General features: G+C 69.6%; 21 protein-coding genes. 17 read left to right on the top strand and 4 right to left on the bottom strand.

The window, feature by feature from the left end; all coding sequences use genetic code 11:
- Positions 1 to 18: 18 nt before the first annotated feature.
- Positions 19 to 219, bottom strand: coding sequence for a hypothetical protein (locus JOD54_RS05445; protein ID WP_204449480.1), 201 nt, complete (start codon positions 217 to 219; stop codon positions 19 to 21).
- A 407-nt stretch (positions 220 to 626) separates the two neighbouring features.
- Between JOD54_RS05445 and JOD54_RS05440 the strand changes: the two genes are divergently transcribed.
- From JOD54_RS05440 to JOD54_RS05400, 9 genes are all read left to right on the top strand, one after another.
- Positions 627 to 1,466: a hypothetical protein gene (locus JOD54_RS05440; RefSeq protein WP_204449479.1), complete on the top strand. Its 840-nt coding sequence runs from the start codon at positions 627 to 629 to the stop codon at positions 1,464 to 1,466.
- Complete coding sequence (locus JOD54_RS05435) at positions 1,459 to 1,758, top strand: hypothetical protein (RefSeq protein ID WP_204449478.1); 300 nt, start codon at positions 1,459 to 1,461, stop codon at positions 1,756 to 1,758. Before JOD54_RS05440 ends, JOD54_RS05435 begins: the two co-directional genes overlap by 8 nt.
- On the top strand, positions 1,748 to 2,380 hold the full coding sequence (locus JOD54_RS05430) for a hypothetical protein (RefSeq protein WP_204449477.1): 633 nt from the start codon (positions 1,748 to 1,750) through the stop codon (positions 2,378 to 2,380). Before JOD54_RS05435 ends, JOD54_RS05430 begins: the two co-directional genes overlap by 11 nt.
- Before the next feature lie 67 nt (positions 2,381 to 2,447).
- Complete coding sequence (locus JOD54_RS05425; protein ID WP_204449476.1) at positions 2,448 to 3,143, top strand: TtfA family protein; 696 nt, start codon at positions 2,448 to 2,450, stop codon at positions 3,141 to 3,143.
- A 39-nt stretch (positions 3,144 to 3,182) separates the two neighbouring features.
- Positions 3,183 to 3,962: an SDR family NAD(P)-dependent oxidoreductase gene (locus JOD54_RS05420; RefSeq protein WP_204449475.1), complete on the top strand. Its 780-nt coding sequence runs from the start codon at positions 3,183 to 3,185 to the stop codon at positions 3,960 to 3,962.
- Positions 3,963 to 3,972: 10 nt separating this feature from the next.
- The gene (locus JOD54_RS05415) at positions 3,973 to 4,788 is read left to right on the top strand and encodes an LURP-one-related family protein (RefSeq protein WP_204449474.1); all 816 of its coding nucleotides are present in this window, start codon (positions 3,973 to 3,975) and stop codon (positions 4,786 to 4,788) included.
- A gap of 53 nt (positions 4,789 to 4,841) precedes the next feature.
- Complete coding sequence (gene pyrE, locus JOD54_RS05410) at positions 4,842 to 5,417, top strand: orotate phosphoribosyltransferase (RefSeq protein WP_307859853.1); 576 nt, start codon at positions 4,842 to 4,844, stop codon at positions 5,415 to 5,417.
- A gap of 86 nt (positions 5,418 to 5,503) precedes the next feature.
- On the top strand, positions 5,504 to 5,878 hold the full coding sequence (locus JOD54_RS05405; protein ID WP_204449472.1) for a DUF2784 domain-containing protein: 375 nt from the start codon (positions 5,504 to 5,506) through the stop codon (positions 5,876 to 5,878).
- Positions 5,839 to 6,513: a TrmH family RNA methyltransferase gene (locus tag JOD54_RS05400; RefSeq protein WP_204449471.1), complete on the top strand. Its 675-nt coding sequence runs from the start codon at positions 5,839 to 5,841 to the stop codon at positions 6,511 to 6,513. The genes JOD54_RS05405 and JOD54_RS05400 overlap by 40 nt, the downstream gene beginning before the upstream one ends.
- Here JOD54_RS05400 and JOD54_RS05395 read toward each other — a convergent pair.
- Positions 6,497 to 7,540 (bottom strand): DUF4037 domain-containing protein, encoded by a 1,044-nt coding sequence (locus JOD54_RS05395; RefSeq protein ID WP_204449470.1) that lies wholly within the window; start codon positions 7,538 to 7,540, stop codon positions 6,497 to 6,499. The genes JOD54_RS05400 and JOD54_RS05395 overlap by 17 nt on opposite strands.
- 50 nt (positions 7,541 to 7,590) lie before the next feature.
- On the opposite strand from JOD54_RS05395, the gene JOD54_RS05390 reads away from it, so the two are divergent.
- The 5 genes from JOD54_RS05390 to JOD54_RS05375 all read left to right on the top strand — a co-directional run bounded on the left by JOD54_RS05390 (position 7,591) and on the right by JOD54_RS05375 (position 11,053).
- A complete protein-coding gene (locus tag JOD54_RS05390) occupies positions 7,591 to 8,589 on the top strand; it encodes a glycoside hydrolase family 76 protein (RefSeq protein ID WP_204449469.1) in 999 nt (332 codons plus the stop codon).
- 50 nt (positions 8,590 to 8,639) lie between these two features.
- On the top strand, positions 8,640 to 8,831 hold the full coding sequence (locus tag JOD54_RS05385; RefSeq protein WP_307859852.1) for a hypothetical protein: 192 nt from the start codon (positions 8,640 to 8,642) through the stop codon (positions 8,829 to 8,831).
- 69 nt (positions 8,832 to 8,900) lie between these two features.
- Entirely contained in the window at positions 8,901 to 9,407 is a 507-nt protein-coding gene (locus JOD54_RS05380) for an SRPBCC family protein (protein WP_204449468.1), read from the top strand.
- Positions 9,408 to 9,854: 447 nt separating this feature from the next.
- Positions 9,855 to 10,163, top strand: coding sequence for a transposase (locus tag JOD54_RS35930; RefSeq protein WP_372440261.1), 309 nt, complete (start codon positions 9,855 to 9,857; stop codon positions 10,161 to 10,163).
- A gap of 26 nt (positions 10,164 to 10,189) precedes the next feature.
- Positions 10,190 to 11,053 (top strand): IS3 family transposase, encoded by an 864-nt coding sequence (locus JOD54_RS05375; protein ID WP_372440260.1) that lies wholly within the window; start codon positions 10,190 to 10,192, stop codon positions 11,051 to 11,053.
- A 705-nt stretch (positions 11,054 to 11,758) separates the two neighbouring features.
- Here the strand turns inward: JOD54_RS05375 and JOD54_RS05370 are convergent.
- Positions 11,759 to 12,760 carry a LacI family DNA-binding transcriptional regulator gene (locus tag JOD54_RS05370; protein ID WP_204456099.1) on the bottom strand — a complete coding sequence of 334 codons (1,002 nt, stop codon included), beginning with the start codon at positions 12,758 to 12,760 and terminating at the stop codon, positions 11,759 to 11,761.
- A 93-nt stretch (positions 12,761 to 12,853) separates the two neighbouring features.
- On the opposite strand from JOD54_RS05370, the gene JOD54_RS05365 reads away from it, so the two are divergent.
- Together JOD54_RS05365 and JOD54_RS05360 are read left to right on the top strand one after the other, a co-directional pair.
- Positions 12,854 to 13,459 carry a nucleoside/nucleotide kinase family protein gene (locus tag JOD54_RS05365; RefSeq protein WP_204449466.1) on the top strand — a complete coding sequence of 202 codons (606 nt, stop codon included), beginning with the start codon at positions 12,854 to 12,856 and terminating at the stop codon, positions 13,457 to 13,459.
- 81 nt (positions 13,460 to 13,540) lie between these two features.
- A complete protein-coding gene (locus JOD54_RS05360; protein WP_204449465.1) occupies positions 13,541 to 13,894 on the top strand; it encodes a VOC family protein in 354 nt (117 codons plus the stop codon).
- Here JOD54_RS05360 and JOD54_RS05355 read toward each other — a convergent pair.
- A complete protein-coding gene (locus tag JOD54_RS05355; RefSeq protein ID WP_204449464.1) occupies positions 13,884 to 14,525 on the bottom strand; it encodes a DedA family protein in 642 nt (213 codons plus the stop codon). The two genes, JOD54_RS05360 and JOD54_RS05355, sit on opposite strands and share 11 nt — an antisense overlap.
- Before the next feature lie 137 nt (positions 14,526 to 14,662).
- Here JOD54_RS05355 and JOD54_RS05350 point away from each other — a divergent pair, with 137 nt between their 5' ends.
- Positions 14,663 to 15,241: an ABC transporter ATP-binding protein gene (locus JOD54_RS05350; RefSeq protein WP_307859851.1), complete on the top strand. Its 579-nt coding sequence runs from the start codon at positions 14,663 to 14,665 to the stop codon at positions 15,239 to 15,241.
- Position 15,242 lies beyond the last annotated feature (1 nt).

Raw genomic sequence — 15,242 nt, 5'->3', positions numbered from 1 at the left:
AGGGCGGCTGTTGTCCTTTCAGAACAGCGCGACGAGTTCGTGCGCCCGCTGCACCGCGAGCACGACCCCCGGCCCGAGCGAACTGCCGCTCCAGATCAACCCGATCAGCCGGATCGCGTCCTTGCGGTGGTTGGTGCTGGTCGAGCGCACGACGACGCCGACGAGCCGATAGGTCGTCAAACCCGCGAACAGGTAACTGGTGAGGAATATCAGCAGCACTTCGCACCGCTTTCCATCGGGGTTGGTCGGTGCATTAACTCAACCGCGCCGATCGCATTTTCGACAAGCATTGATTCGGCTAGCCCGGGGCAACACGCGGCATATCCTCGGCTAGTCGATCCGCTTGTGAGCGGCATGTGTGGGCGATGTGGAGAACTTGCCCCTGACGTGCCGAACGTGTCATGGATTTGTCGTGTGGCAGGTCGTCGGCAAGTCTGCTAGGGGGCGGCAAGTCCTCGGCAAGTCGGCTGACTGGCTGATATCCGGATGGCAAGTTCGCGGCAAGTTCGGCGAACTACGTACGCCGTATCAAACGTCTTCTTCGCGGATTCGGAAGATCCGCTACAGTGCTGTCTGGGCATTCACTTGGACGTTCTTCGCGTGCGTTGTTCCGGAAGGGGAACCCGATGGTCTTGCCTGCTGTCGAGTCCTGCCTGCGGCGCAAGCGCGGGGTGCGCCGCGACGACCTGGCCGAGGTGATCGACGCCGACCTCGCCAGGCGGATGCACGTCGACCTGGGCGGTGGTCACCACGTCGTGCTCGCCACCGCCGCCTGGCAACTGGACCGGTTGATCAAGCGCACCTTCAGCCAGGCGCGTGACCAGGTGCTGCTCTCGGCCGCCTACAACATCGAGCGCGACCCGACGCTGACGCCGCTGGCGCTCACCAACCGCATCGCCGTGTTCGGGGAGCGGCACCGGCTCGCGGTCAGCACGCTCAACAGCAAGCTGTCCGAGCTCACCAGCAAGCGCATGCGGTTCGCGCTCGACCAGCCGTTCCCGGTCCCCGACCAGGGGGTCATCCGGGAACAGGCGGCGCTGGAGGCCGAGTACGCCCGCGACGAGCGCGCCGGGGCGCCCCCGGCGCTGGTGGTCGTGCACAGCACCGACCTCACCCGGCTGCTCGCCGGGGGCGGCAGGCGGGAGTTCGCCGCTCTGGCGCTGCGCGGGCAGTTGCACTTCGAGGCGACCAAGGGCGATGACCTGGTCACCGTCCACACCGACCTGGGCGAGTACCTCTGCGCCTTCACCGGCGCCGCGCAGCTGCGCGAGTACCGCGAGGCGGTCGGGTCGCCCATCGGCAACCGGGACATGGCCGAGCCCGGGTACCGGGTGGTCGAGGTGCTGGTGGAGCACGGCATCGGGTTGGCGCTGAACCCGCCCGCCGGGCCGGGTGCCCCGGTCGGGGCGGGCGAGTTCTGGACCGCGGCCGAGTTGGCCGCCCTTCGGGAGGTGCGCGGTGCCTGAGGAGTTCGAGGCCGACCTCGACGAGATCGCCCGGCTGGCCGGCTCGACCGCCGCGCTGGCCGACGAGGTGCGCGGCGACATCGCCTGGAAGTACGGGGTGGACGCCGAGCAGTGGCCGACGGCCGACCCCATCGGCGACGCCGTCGTGGTCTACCTGCGCAGCCTGCGCGCGGCCAAGGACAGGTTGTGCGGCGGGTTGGACGAGATCTCGGCGACGCTGTCGGACACCGCCGAGGCCTACCGCGAGGCCGACGAGCGCGTGTGGCGGGCGGTGCGCGACATTGACCACTGAGGACGCCGCCCGGTCACCCGGCAACCCGAACTGGGTGCGCAACCTGCTGGAAACCCTGGTCGCCCAGCGCGAGCCGCTCGCCGAGGGCTCCGACCGGGTCGGCAAGCTCGTCGCCAACTTTTGGACCGGCGACTCCGCGCGGCGCTTCGGCGACCGGGTCGGCGAGGACGCGGCCGCGTGGCGGGCGGTGCTGGAGATCCACGACGGGGTGGTCAGGCGGGCCGACGGGCACAACTCGTTCGTTCACCAGCTGCCGCACCTGTGGAACCCGGCGGACCCGCCGGAGCGGCGCCGGTACGAGAGTCTCTGGCGGGGTGCCGCTGGCGACGTCCGCGAGATGTTGCTGCGCGCCGCCGCCGCGCTCGACGCGATCGCGCCCGACCAGGACGTGTGGCGCGAGCAGGTGGTGACCCCGTACGCCGAGGTGGCGGCGTCGTCGATCGAGTTGGTGCCCGAGTGGCCCGCGCACGACCCCGACCCGCCCTACCAGCACCGGTCGGCGCCAGGGACGAGCGTCAACAGCGTGGTCTTCGAGTACCGGCGCAGGCTCGTCGAGCAGGAGCGGCTGTTCGAACAGCTGCTGGTCGCGCCCAGGGTGACCCGGGTGCACTGGCACCGCTGACGCGACACCCGGGGCGAAGTTGGCCCGTGATCTTGAAGACGCGGCTGTGGCGACTACGCTGCCCTACGTGGGTGTTCCCGCGTGGGTCTGGTTCTTTGTCGCGGTCGTCGCGGGTGTCGCGGGCGGCCTGTTCCTGCTGCGCGACCGGGCGGTGTTGACCTCCCGGAACCGGGAGCGGCGGCGCTGGGCGGCACTGCGCGGGTGGCAGTTCGCCGAGGTCGACCCGGTGCTGCCCAAGCAGTGGGCGGGCGGCGCGATCGCCTACTACGGCGATGGCGTGGCCAGGGACGTCGTGGCGGGCACCACGTTCACCTCGGACGGTCGGCGCAAGGTCTACGTGTTCGACCTGGAGGCTGGTGGCCGGGTCAACGTGGTCATCGCCGCGGTGCAGTGCCGCAGGACGCACCCGGTGGTGCTGGAGCTGTGGGTGCCGAGCACGCCGTTCCAGCGCGAGCACATGCCAGAGCTGCTCGGCCCGGTCGGCCAGCGCTACGCCTTCGTCTCCGACATCGCCGCCGCGCGGGCGCTGATCACCCCCGACCTGGTGGACGCGACCGAGGACATCGGCCAGGACATCGCCGTCGCCTGGATCGAGGCGGGGTGGGTGCTGGCCGCGGCCGCGCCGGGGTCGAGCCCGTCGCGGTTGGAGCGGCTGCTGCGCGGGGTCGGCGAGATCGCCGACGTGGTCGACCCGTTCGACGCCCCGGTGGCCGACCGGCCGGTCGACGCGCCGGAGCCCAGCGCCAAGGCGACTGACCAGTAGCGGTTCCCGACACCGGTTACCACTCGGTAGGTTGGCGCCATGCCGACCGCGCTCATCACCGGGGCCACCGCTGGTATCGGGGCCGCCTTCGCCAGGAGGCTGGCCGCCGACGGGTACGACCTGGTGCTGGTGGCCAGGACGACCGAGCGGCTCAAGCAGGTGGCCGCCGAGCTCTCCGCCGCGCACGGGGTCACCGCGCAGACCCTCACCGCCGACCTGTCCACCACCCGGGCGCGCAAGCGGGTCGAGACCAGGCTCGCCGACGCGGAGCGGCCGGTCGACCTGCTGGTCAACAACGCCGGGTTCGGCACCAGGGGTGCCTTCGCCGAGGCCGACCCCGACTGGCTGCAGAACCAACTCGACGTCAATGTCACGACCGTCATGCGGCTCACCAGGGCCGCGCTGCCCGGGATGCTCGCGCGCAAGCACGGCGGCGTGATCAACGTGTCCAGCATCGCCGGGTTCTTCCCGACCACCGGACCCTCCTACGGCGCGACCAAGGCCTACGTCACCGCCCTGTCCGAAGGGCTGGCCGCCAACCTCGCGGGCACCGGCGTGCGGGTGGTCGCGCTGTGCCCGGGCTTCACCCGCACCGAGTTCCACGAGCGGGCGGGCGACGACATCGACTCGCTGCCGGACTTCTTATGGCTCGACGCCGACCGGGTCGTCGCCGACGCCCTGGCGGACCTGCGGCGCAACCAGGACCGGTCGGTTCCGGGCATCCAGTACAAAACGCTGCTGGGTGTGACGAAACTCCTGCCCAGGGGTCTGCTGCGGTTCCTGAGCAAGCGGGCCGCCGCGGGCCGCGACCGGGGTTAGGCTCCGCGCCATGACGAATCCGCAGCCCGGGTGGTACCCCGAGAGCCCGGGGTCGCCCACCGTGCGCTGGTGGGACGGGACCCAGTGGACCAACCACACCCAGCAGGCACCGCAGCGCAGTGACGCCAGCGACTGGGAGATCCCGCTCGGCCAGGGCCCCGCCGACCCCAACAAGATCCGCGAGCAGCAGCGCCGCGCAGGCGTCGGCCAGGTCGGCCAGGGCGGCGGGACGCTGTTCAGCGAGCCGGTGCTGGTGGTCAACCAGAAGGTCAAGCTCATCGAGATGAGCAACGAGTACTCGGTGTTCGACCAGCACGGCCGCCAGCTCGGCGCGGTGGTGCAGGTCGGGCAGAGCGCGCTGAAGAAGGCGGTCCGCTTCCTCGGCAGCTACGACCAGTTCTTCACCCACAAGCTCGAGGTCCGCGACCTCACCGGGCTGACCGTGCTGCGGCTGACCCGCCCGGCCAAGTTCGTGAAGTCCCGGATGATCGTCGAGCGCGGCGACGGCGCGCCGATCGGCGAGATCGTCCAGCAGAACGTCTTCGGCAAGATCCGCTTCGGCTTCGTGGTCGGCGGCCAGGAGATCGGCGGCATCCAGGCGGAGAACTGGCGGGCCTGGAACTTCGCCATCCTCGACCACACCGGCGCCGAGGTGGCCCGCATCACCAAGACCTTCGAGGGCATCGCCAAGACCCTGTTCACCAGCGCGGACAACTACGTGCTGCAGATCCACCGGCAGCTGCAGGACCCGCTGCTGAGCATGGTCGTGGCCTCCGCGCTCACCGTCGACACCGCGCTCAAGCAGGACAACCGCGGCTTCGGCTGACCTGGCCAGGTAGCGCTGTGAGGCGGCGGGGCGGCATGAGAGGCTTGCTCCCCGTGCGAACCGCTCCGTCTGTCGACTCCGCTGCCAAGGGCGAACTGGCCCGATTGGTGACCGAACTAGCCGTGGTGCACGGCAAGGTCACGCTCGCGTCCGGCAAGGAGGCCGACTACTACGTCGACCTCCGCCGGGCGACCCTGCACCACGCCGCGGCCCCGCTCATCGGGCGCCTGCTGCGGCAACTCACCGCCGACTGGGACTACGTCGCCGCCGGGGGCCTCACCCTCGGTGCCGACCCGGTCGCGGTGTCGATGATGCACGCCGCCGCCGCTGCCTGTGAGGTGCTCGACGCGTTCGTCGTCCGCAAGGGCACCAAGGCGCACGGCCTGCAGCGCCGGATCGAGGGCATCGAGGTCACCGGGCAGCGGGTGCTGGCCGTCGAGGACACCTCCACCACCGGCGGCAGCGTGCTCACCGCCGTCGACGCGCTGGTCGAGGCCGGTGCCGTGGTGGTCGGCGTGGCGACCGTGGTCGACCGCGACACCGGTGCCAGGGAGGCGATCGAGGCCAGGGGCCTGCCGTACCGGTCGTTGCTGGGCCTCGCCGACCTCGGACTGGTCGACGGTGACTGACCAGGCTTGATCCCGGTGGCAGTTCCCCGACTCCGGGTACCGTGGGTCGTGCTCGCCGAGTTCTCGGTGGTTGGGGAGGTGGCCCGGTGTTCGGACTGCTCGCCGCCGCGACGGTCGTCGTGCACTTCGCGGCGTTGCTCTACATCGGCCTGGGCGGCTTCCTGGCCTGGAAGTGGCCCAAGTCGGTCTTCGTGCACGTGTTCTTCGCGATCTGGGGTGTGCTGGTCAACCTCACGCCGGTCCCGTGCCCGCTGACGGCGCTGGAGAACCACTTCCGCGCCGAACAGGGGCTCGGTCCGCTTCCCGGTGGCTTCAACGAGTACTACATCTACGGCACCCTGGTGCCCGACGGGCTGGTCGACCTCGTCGCCGTGGGTGCCTTGTCGGTGCTGGTCTTCTCGTATGTGGGTGCGTATCAGCTGTGGCGGAATCGGAAGAACGTGATGGTGCCGGTGAAGTAGGCCCCACCGAGTGGGTGTTCGGCGAGCCGGTCGGGGTCGGCCCGTGGCCGGGTGACTGGCCGGAGGGTGAGTACTACGACCCCGACCTGCTCGCCGGCGGCGACCGCCGCAACGTGGTCGACGCCTACCGCTACTGGCGGCGCGACGCCGTGGTCGCCGACCTCGACCGGCGCAGGCACGGCTTCCACGTGGCGATCGAGAACTTCCAGCACGACCACAACATCGGGACCGTGGTCCGCACCGCCAACGCCTTCACCGCCCGCGCCGTGCACATCGTCGGCCGCAAGCGCTGGAACCGCCGCGGTGCCATGGTCACCGACCGCTACCAGCACATCCACCACCACCCGGACGTCCAGTCCCTTGTGGACTACGCGACCGCCTCGGGCCTCGCGGTGGTCGGCGTCGACAACACACCCGGGTCCGTTCCCGTGGAAACCGCGACCCTCCCCCGCGAATGCGTCCTGCTCTTCGGCCAGGAAGGCCCGGGACTCACCCACGAGGCCCGTGCCGCGGCGGATCAACTCGTGTCTATAGCCCAGTTCGGCTCAACCCGCTCAATCAACGCAGGTGTCGCGGCGGGCATCGTCATGCACGCCTGGATCCGCGAACACGCGGACCTCACCCAAGCCTGGTAGCCATCCGGACCGCGTCCCGCCTTTCCCTTGCGCCACCGGCGAAGTCAGTGCTGTCACTCCACTGGTCTACGGCACCGATCAGCGGCAGCCGCCTCAGCTCGTCCGGCAGGGTCTCGCGGAGCGCGTCGACGAAGCGGTCCGCTCGGAGGACGGGGTAGGGCCGCTCGAAGTAGTCCCGCCGGGTGGGGTCCAGCGGCTCGGTGAGACCAGAAGCGTTGTGCAGTGCGGCGACGCTCTCGTAGGCGACGGCGAGCAGGTCGCCCCGCGTGCGGAAATCCCTGGCAGCGAGGACTTCCACCAATTTCGCTTGGAGCGCGTGGTGCGGCAGGCGGGCGAAGGCGCTACCGAGCCACTTGCTGTAGGGCGGGTACACCTTGGCCAGCAACAGGCACAGCCGCACCACCTCGCGGACCTGCCGGGCGGCGACCACAGCCGAGCCCAACTCGTCGCCAACCTCGCCCGCGCGGCCGATGAACGCCTCTTCCTGCGCCAACTTCTGCCACTGGCACGCCAGCACGTAGCGCCAGATCTCGTCCGGGTACCAAGCGATCGCCGAACGCAGCGGACCGAGGACCGCGAGCCCGTCGTGGAAGACCGCGCCCGCGGTGGCTTGAGCGAGCACCTGGGTCGGCGTGGCGAGCCAGTCGAGGGTGGTCGTGCCCGCCAGCGGGTCGAAACCCAGCGCGGATCGTGCCCATTCGCCCACCGTGCTCACGTCGACGCGGTGGTTCACCGGGCTGTCGACCAGCGCCATCGAGCCGATGGGGTCGCCGTCGAAGTGGGTCGGGTAGCCGAGGAAGGACTTGGGCAGTTCGTGCGACAGCCGCTCCTTGATCCGCGCGGCGTCCCCTTGGTCGGCGATGAAGATCTGGCACCGCGGTCCCCACTCGTGATCAGCGGAGATGGCGGTGTCGAACCCGAGCACCTCGGACCCCGTGTCCAGCCGACCGGCCGAGTGCGGCACGTCCAGCAGCGGGGCGACCGCCTCGCGGTAGAAGTGCGCGGACAGGTCGAGCCCACTGATCATCGTGCCCCCGGCTTGTGGCGATCAGGCCCAGTCCCGTCGCAGGATGGAGTATGGCTGGGCAGTGGGCGGCGCGCGCGGCAATTGCCGAGGAGGCGGTGCGGGGGCGGTTCCTCCGTCGGGTGTTCGGGTTGCCCGGGACCCGGTTGGGGGTGGCGCGGGCGGGTGGGCGGGTGCACGTGCGGTGGAACTACTGGTGGCAGGCGCACCTGCTGGACTGCCTCGTCGACGCGGGGCTGCGGGAGCCGTCGGCGGAGCGGGACGGGGTTGTTCGGGCGCTGGTGCGGGGGATCCAGGTCCGCAACTTCGGGGTGTGGACCAACTCCTACTACGACGACATCGCGTGGTTGGGGTTGGCGCTGCAGCGGGCCGGGGGTGCTGAACGAGCGCTTGGTGCCATCGAGTCCCGGTTGCGCAGCGGGTGGACCGACGATCTCGGTGGGGGGATCTGGTGGCGGCGCGGGGACACGTTCAAGAACGTGCCCGCGAACGGGCCCGCCGCGATCTTCCTGGCGCGCCGGGGTGATCACGCCTGGGCTGGTGCCGCGGTCGACTGGATGGACCGGACCCTGGTCGACCCCGGTACCGGGCTGCTGTGGGACGGGATCTACCTCGGCGGCGACGTGGTCAAGACGATCTACACGTACTGCCAGGGGGTGTTCGTCGGCGCGGCGGTCGAACTGTCCACATCGGACCTCGTCGCGCGCACGATCAAGGCGGTCGAGCGGCACGTCGCGGTCGCGGGCGTCCTGCCGGGGCAAGGTGGCGGTGACGGTGGGTTGTTCGCGGGGATCCTCGCCCGGTACCTGGCCCAGGCCGCGCTCCGCCTGCCCGAAGCGGAGGGTGCCACCGCCAGGCGGCTCGTCCTCGCCTCGGCGGAGGCCGCGTGGCGGCACCGCGTCATCACCCCGGACGGGCCGTTGTTCGGCATGCGGTGGGAGGCCGGGTGCGACCCCGGCCGGGACCTGTCGGTGCAGCTGTCGGCCTGGATGACCCTGGAGGCGGCGGCCCTGTTGACCCGGGCGGGCGGATCTACCCCTGATCGTGTGTGACACCCCACGATCGTGGGTACGTCGGGGCCACTCGCAGCCACGCAGAGGAGATGATCACGATGTCCGACGAGCTCGGCCTCACCGGTGACCTGGACACGGAGGTGTCCCAGCAGCGCCGCGACCGCGCCACCCGGGTCGTCGCCGCCACCGCCACCGACGCGGCCGAATGCGCCATGTTGCTGGAGATGCTCGGCCTCAGCCCGGAAATCGGCGGCACACGATCGGTGCACCGCGCGGCCTGATGTGTAAGCCGCCGTGTTGCCGGGTAAGCACCAATCGAACCCGACAACACACGAGGAGGCTGATCGGCTTTGAGCACGATCGTCGAAACAGTTGACGTCGCCGTCCCCGTGTCTACTGCGTACAACCAGTGGACCCAATTCGAATCGTTCCCCGCGTTCATGGAAGGCGTGGAGAACATCCGCCAGGTGGACGACCGGCGCACCCACTGGGTAACCAAGATCGGCGGCGTGACCAGGGAGTTCGACGCCACCATCACCGAGCAGATCCCGGACGAACGGGTCGCCTGGAAATCCACCGACGGGCCCGAACACGCTGGTGTCATCACTTTTCACCGGCTCAACGAGCGGGAAACGCGGGTCACCGCGCAGATGGACATCGACCCGGAGGGGTTCGTGGAGAACGTCGCGGACAAGCTCGGGGTGATCGATCGGCGGGTGAAGTCGGATATGCGGCGGTTCAAGGAGTTCATCGAGGACCGGGGGCGGGAGGGTGGTGCCTGGCGGGGGGAAGTGGACGCGGCGGGGCAGGTTCCTCCTGCGCCTAAGCCGGGGCCGGGGGCTTTTGGGGGGAGATAGCGTGTGAGGACGCGGACCTCCGGGTGATGTGTGCCCGGGGGTCCGCGTGTGCTTTGTCCACAACGTGCGCGTCTATCCACAGGCTCGTCTTTTGCTCCTGCTTTGTCGGTGCGCCTCGGTAGGATGGAAATCGGGGGCTGCTGGGGTAGATGATCTTCGGCTCGTCGCTTCGCGCCTTGCATCGGATCGTCGCCTCGGCTGCGCCATCGGCGTGGATCCGCGATTTTCGAGCTTTGCTCGATGTGGTGGGCCTGTTTTGCGCGGGGCCCCTGCGCCGCCCGTGGCAGGACCGCAAAGCTGGGGCCGAAAAGCATGGCCCTGCAGCGCACAACGCTACGGACGGCGCTCCCCCACGCAAAACAGGTCCACCACATCGAGCAGTTGTGAGGGGCCTCGAGGTTTCCGGACAGGAACCCAGTAAGATTGTCCTGTCGGGAAGTTGAGGGAGTGCACGTGGCCCATCGGAGTCCGTACTCGCCGGAGTTTCGTGAGGAAGCAGTTCAGATGGCGTTGCGGTCGAAACGGCCGATCGCCGAGACGGCGCGAGAGTTGAATATGAACTCGGAGACACTGCGTGTATGGGTGCGGAGCTATGAGCGGGAACAAGGTGCGGACTCGGCCGTCGCCGTGTCGGAGCCGTTGGCAACGGACGAACGAGCGCGACTACGAGAGTTGGAACGCCGTAACCGCGAACTCGAGATGGAAGTGTCTTTCCTGAAAAAAGCCGCAGCGTACTTCGCGAAGGATGCCGAGTAGTCAGCAAGTACGAGTTCATCGAAACGATGCGACTTGAACCTGCGAAGTACGCGTATCCCGTCCTGTTCATGTGCCGACTGCTCGACGTTTCCAGGTCCGGCTACTACGAATGGCGCGGCCGGGCGGAATCGGCCACCGCGCGACGGCGAGAGGAGCTGAAAGCGTTTATCCGGGACGCGTTCGAGGCCTCGGACTCGACTTACGGCCACCGGCGGGTCCATGCCCAGTTGCGGCGGGCAGGCGTGTGCGTGGGTGTTGAACTGGTCCGGCACCTCATGCGTGAACTGGGGCTGGTTCCCTGCCAGCCAAGGCCCCGGCGGTTCGGGCTGACCACCGCGGCGGCCGCGCCGGTGGGCGACCTGGTCGGCCGTGACTTCACCGCGCCCGCGCCGGGACGCAAGCTGGTCGGCGACATCACCTACGTTCCCACGATGGAAGGCTGGCTTTACCTGGCCACCGTGCTGGATTGCTGCACGAAAGAAGTGATCGGCTACGCGATGGACGACAACTACCAGACACCGCTCATCAGCCGCGCTATCCGCAACGCGGCCCGAAACCGCCCACTCGCCGACGGTGCGATATTTCACAGCGACCGCGGCAGCAATTACATGTCCACCGAGTACCACAACGTCCTCACCAGCCTCCGGTTGAAGCAATCAGCAGGGCGAACCGGAATCTGTTTCGACAACGCGATGGCCGAATCGTTCTTCGGCACACTCAAAAACGAATGCGTCAACCGGATGGCTTACTCCACCCGAGACGAAGCCCGGCAGCACATCACTCGCTACATCGAGTTCTGGTATAATCGCCGACGACTTCACTCAGCGATAGGCTACCGCCCACCGCACGAGGTATACATCGAACACAAGAACCAACAAATCGCCGCTTGAATAGACAGTTGATCCCCTGTCCGGAAACCGCGCGGCTCCTCAGTTGGCACCAGCGGCTTCTGGGAGCGGTGGTGGGGCTGGCTCGGTGGGTTGGGCTGGCACCGGCGGCTTCGGGGTCGGCTCGCCTTCGGCATTGCGACCCGGTCCGTGGGGTGTGGGTGTGCTCGATGGGGCGGACTTGTTTTGCGCGGGGCCCCTGCGCCAGCCGTGGCAGGACCGCAAAGCTGGGGCCGAAAAGCATGGCCCTGTCCGCGCAGAACGCTACGACTGCCGCTCCCCCACGCAAAACAAGTCCGCCCCATCGAGCATTTGGTTGGGTGGCTTCCTGGGAGCGGTGGTTGGGCTGGCGGGGCTGACTCGGCGGGTTGGGGTGGCACCTGCGGCTTCGGGGTCGGCTCGCCTTCGGCATTGCGCTGGGTCTGTGGTGGTGCGGTGTGCTCGATGGGGCGAACTTGTTTTGCGCGGGGCCCCTGCGCCAGCCGTGGCAGGACCGCAAAAGCCGGGGCCGAAGAGCATGGCCCTGCAGCGAGGCAAGGCTACGACTGCCGCCACCCCACACAAAACAAGTCCGCCCCATCGAGCAGATGGCACCGGAAGCTCCGAGTGTCCAGTGGTTGCTTTGGGTGGCTGGCTCGGTGGGTTGTTCTGGCACCAGCGAACTTCGAGTGTCCAGTGGCCAGCAAATGCGGTGGGGGGCGGAGCGTTCTAGCTGGGGTCTTGTGGGCAGCCGCAGGAGGTTCTGTGGTTGAGGGTGGGGGGGAGGAGGGTGGTCTCTGGGGGGCGGGTGGGGTCGGCTAGGCGGGCCAGGAGGAGGCGGACGGCGGTTCGGCCGATGTCGTCGACGGGGTGGGTCATGGTGGTTATGGCGGGGGTGACGAGTTCTGCCCAGTCGACTTCGTCGTGGCCGGTTATGGCCAGGTCGGTGCCGATGGTGAGGCCGTGGGCGCGGGCTTCTCGATACGCGCCTGCGGTCATGGCTCCGTTGCCGGTGATCACCGCGGTGGGGCGGTCGGGGACGGTGAGGAGGCGGCGCATGGCGAGGATGCCGTCCTCGTGGGTGGCGCCGCCGCCCGCTACGAGGTTGGAGTCCCAGCGCAGGCCCGCGCGGCCGAGGCCGAGGCGGTAGCCGAGGGTGCGCTCCTCGCTGGCGCTCATCCACTCCACGCCGCTGATGAAGGCGATCCTGCGGTGGCCCGCGGTGGCCAGGTGCTGCACCAGCGCCGAGGTCGACTGGATGTTCTCCGGGCCGACCTGATCCAGTTTGATCTTGTGCGACACCCGGTCCACCAGCACCGCGGGCACCCCGGTGCGGGCCAGTTGCTCCAAAGTGGACGTGTCCCCCGGCGCCGGGGTGAGCAGCATGCCGTCCACCCGGCGGGCCTGCAGCTTGCGGACCGCGGTGCGCTCGCCGTCCTCGGCGTCGAGGGTGTCGCCGAGCAGCACGGTGTAGCCCGCCGCGGTGGCCTCGGCCTCGATGGCGTGCAGCAGCTGCGGCAGGTGCGGGTTGGCCAGCAGCGACATGGCCACGCCGATGGACTTGGTGCCGCCGGTGACCAGCGAGCGGGCGATGGCGTTGCCGGTGTAGCCGGTCTCCTCGATCGCCGCGGCGACCCGGTCCCTGGTCGCGGCCGCCACCGGTCTCGTCTCGTTGACGACGTGGGACACGGTGCTGATCGAGACTCCCGCCAGTTTGGCGACGTCCTCCATAGTGGCCACTGCGTACCCGCTCCAGCTCGACTGGCAAACGCTTGCGGGCACACTACATCGTGCGTGAGCACTGCATACCGGGAGGTAGCCCCTGTGAACTGGGATGCGCTCGTCGCCAGGGCCGCGGCCCTGGCGGTGCCCGGTCAGCGCCGGATCCTGGGGATCGCGGGCGGACCGGGCGCGGGCAAGTCGACCCTCGCGCGGCGGCTGGTCGAGGCGCTGGGCGACCGCGCCGCCCTGGTCGGTATGGACGGTTTCCACCTGGCCCAGGCCGAGCTGGAGCGCCTGGGCCGCGCCGAGCGCAAGGGCGCCCCCGACACCTTCGACGCCGACGGGTACGTCCACCTCCTGCGCCGGCTGCACGCCAACACCGACCCGGTCGTCTACGCGCCCGAGTTCCGCAGGGAGATCGAGGAGCCGATCGCCAACTCCGTGCCGGTGCGGTGTGATGTTCCCCTCGTGATCACCGAGGGCAACTACCTGCTGCTCTGGCCCGAGGTGCGGCCGCTGCTGGCCCAGTCCTGGTACCTCGATCCTGGAGAAGCCGTCCGCCGGGACCGGCTGCTAGCTCGCCATATGGCCTTCGGTCGGACCCGGGCAGAGGCCCTCGAACGCACCGACGGGTCCGACGAGCGCAACGCGCGGCTCGTGGCGGCCACCGCACCCGCGGCGGACCTGCTGGTCCGCAAGCTCCACTAACCCGTACCCGGCCTGTCACCCGGCTGGGGCACTATGGCGGACGGCCCGCCCCCGAACGGGTCAAGGAAGGACGGATCGTCGATGCCCGGCGTCGAGCACATCGCCCTGACCGTCACCGACGTTGACCGCAGCGTGCCCTGGTACGAGCGCGTCCTGGGGTTCACCACCGAGAGCAGGACCGACCGCGCGGACGGCCCGAGCACCGTCCGGCTGCGCGGCCTCGGCGTCACCCTCACCCTGGTCCAGTACCCCGACGGCAGCCACGCCCCGTTCGACGAGTGCCGCCCCGGCCTGGACCACCTGGTCTTCTCCGTGGCCGACCGCACCTGGCCGGACCGCCTCGCCGAGTACGGGGTCCCGCACACCGACACCCCCGACGGCGTCGCACTGCGCGACCCGGACGGCATCCGCCTGGTCCTGGCGGTCACTCCGTGACGGACACCGTGTCCACCGGCTTGCGCATCTCCTGCCGGTAGCGCCAGATCCCCCAGCCCGTCCCGCCGATGAAGAACACGATGCTGCCGACCACCGCGGCCGTCTGCAGCCACGGCACCTCGTCGAGCAGCCCGGAGGCGTAGTAGCCGAGCAGCACCAGCGTCGGCACCCAGGCCACGCCGCCGACCGTGGTGGCCAGCGCGAACCGGCGCGGGTCCATCTTGGCCGCACCGGCGACCAGCGGGGCCAGGGTGCGGATCCAGGGCAGCCAGCGGGCGATCACGATGGCGAAGAAGCCGCGCCGGTTGAGGAAGTCGCGGGCGCGGTCGAGGTTGTGCTGGGTGAGCACCTTGCCGCCGACCCTGGTCACGATGGCGTGGCCGGTCTTGGCGCCGATGTAGTAGCCGAGCTGGTTGCCAGCGACGGCCACGACCGTCGCCGCCAGCGACAGCCACCACGCCTGGTGCTCGTGCCCGTGCTGGGCCAGGACGACGCCCGCGGCGAACAGCAGCGCGTCGCCGGGCAGGAACAGGCCGACGATGAAGGCGCACTCGACGAAGACGAACCCGAGCACGATCACCCACACCAGCAGTGGGCCCGCCGATTCGAGCACGCCAAGAGCGGTGTTCACCGCCGTAGGGTACGTGCGCCCCCGACCGCGGCGCAGGCGATCCACGGCGTATTCACCGAGCTTTGGCCACCGTGAAACGCCCCCGCGACCACCCGATCGTGTGGGAACCAGGAGACCGGTCGCCACGTTGGCCGGATGTGCCTGACGAGATCATCTCCGCCGCGGGGGTCGGGGTGCTGGTCGGCGAGCAGCGGTGGCTCTTCCGCGACCTCGACCTGGCCGTGCCCGGGGGCGGCTGCCTCGCGCTGACCGGCGACAACGGCTCCGGCAAGTCGACGCTGCTGCGCTGCCTCTACGGCCTGCAGGACCCGACCGAGGGCGCCGTCACGGTCGCGGGCCGCGCCCCGGACGAGAGCGACACCGGGTTCCGCCGAGAGGTGTCGGTGCTGCTCGACGACTCCGCGCTGTTCGACGAGTTCACCCCAGCGCAGCACTTCGACCTGCTCGGTGTCGCCGAACCGGACCACGGCCTGCCCGATGTGCCCGCGCGCGGCCTCTCGGCCGGTCAGCGCAGGCGACTGCTGCTGCTCGGCGCGTTCACCAAGCCGCACCGGGTCCTGCTGCTCGACGAGCCGGAGCGCGCGGTCGACGCCGCGGGGCGCACCTGGCTGGCCGGGATGATCAAAGAGGCCAAGGCCGCCGGGGCCGCGGTCGTACTGGCCAGCCACTTTCCACCGCTCGTAGACGCTGTTGCGGACCAGGTCATCCACCTGTGAG

The organism is Actinokineospora baliensis (assembly GCF_016907695.1).
Lineage (GTDB): Bacteria > Actinomycetota > Actinomycetes > Mycobacteriales > Pseudonocardiaceae > Actinokineospora > Actinokineospora baliensis.
This window is presented reverse-complemented; position numbering and strand designations above follow the sequence as displayed.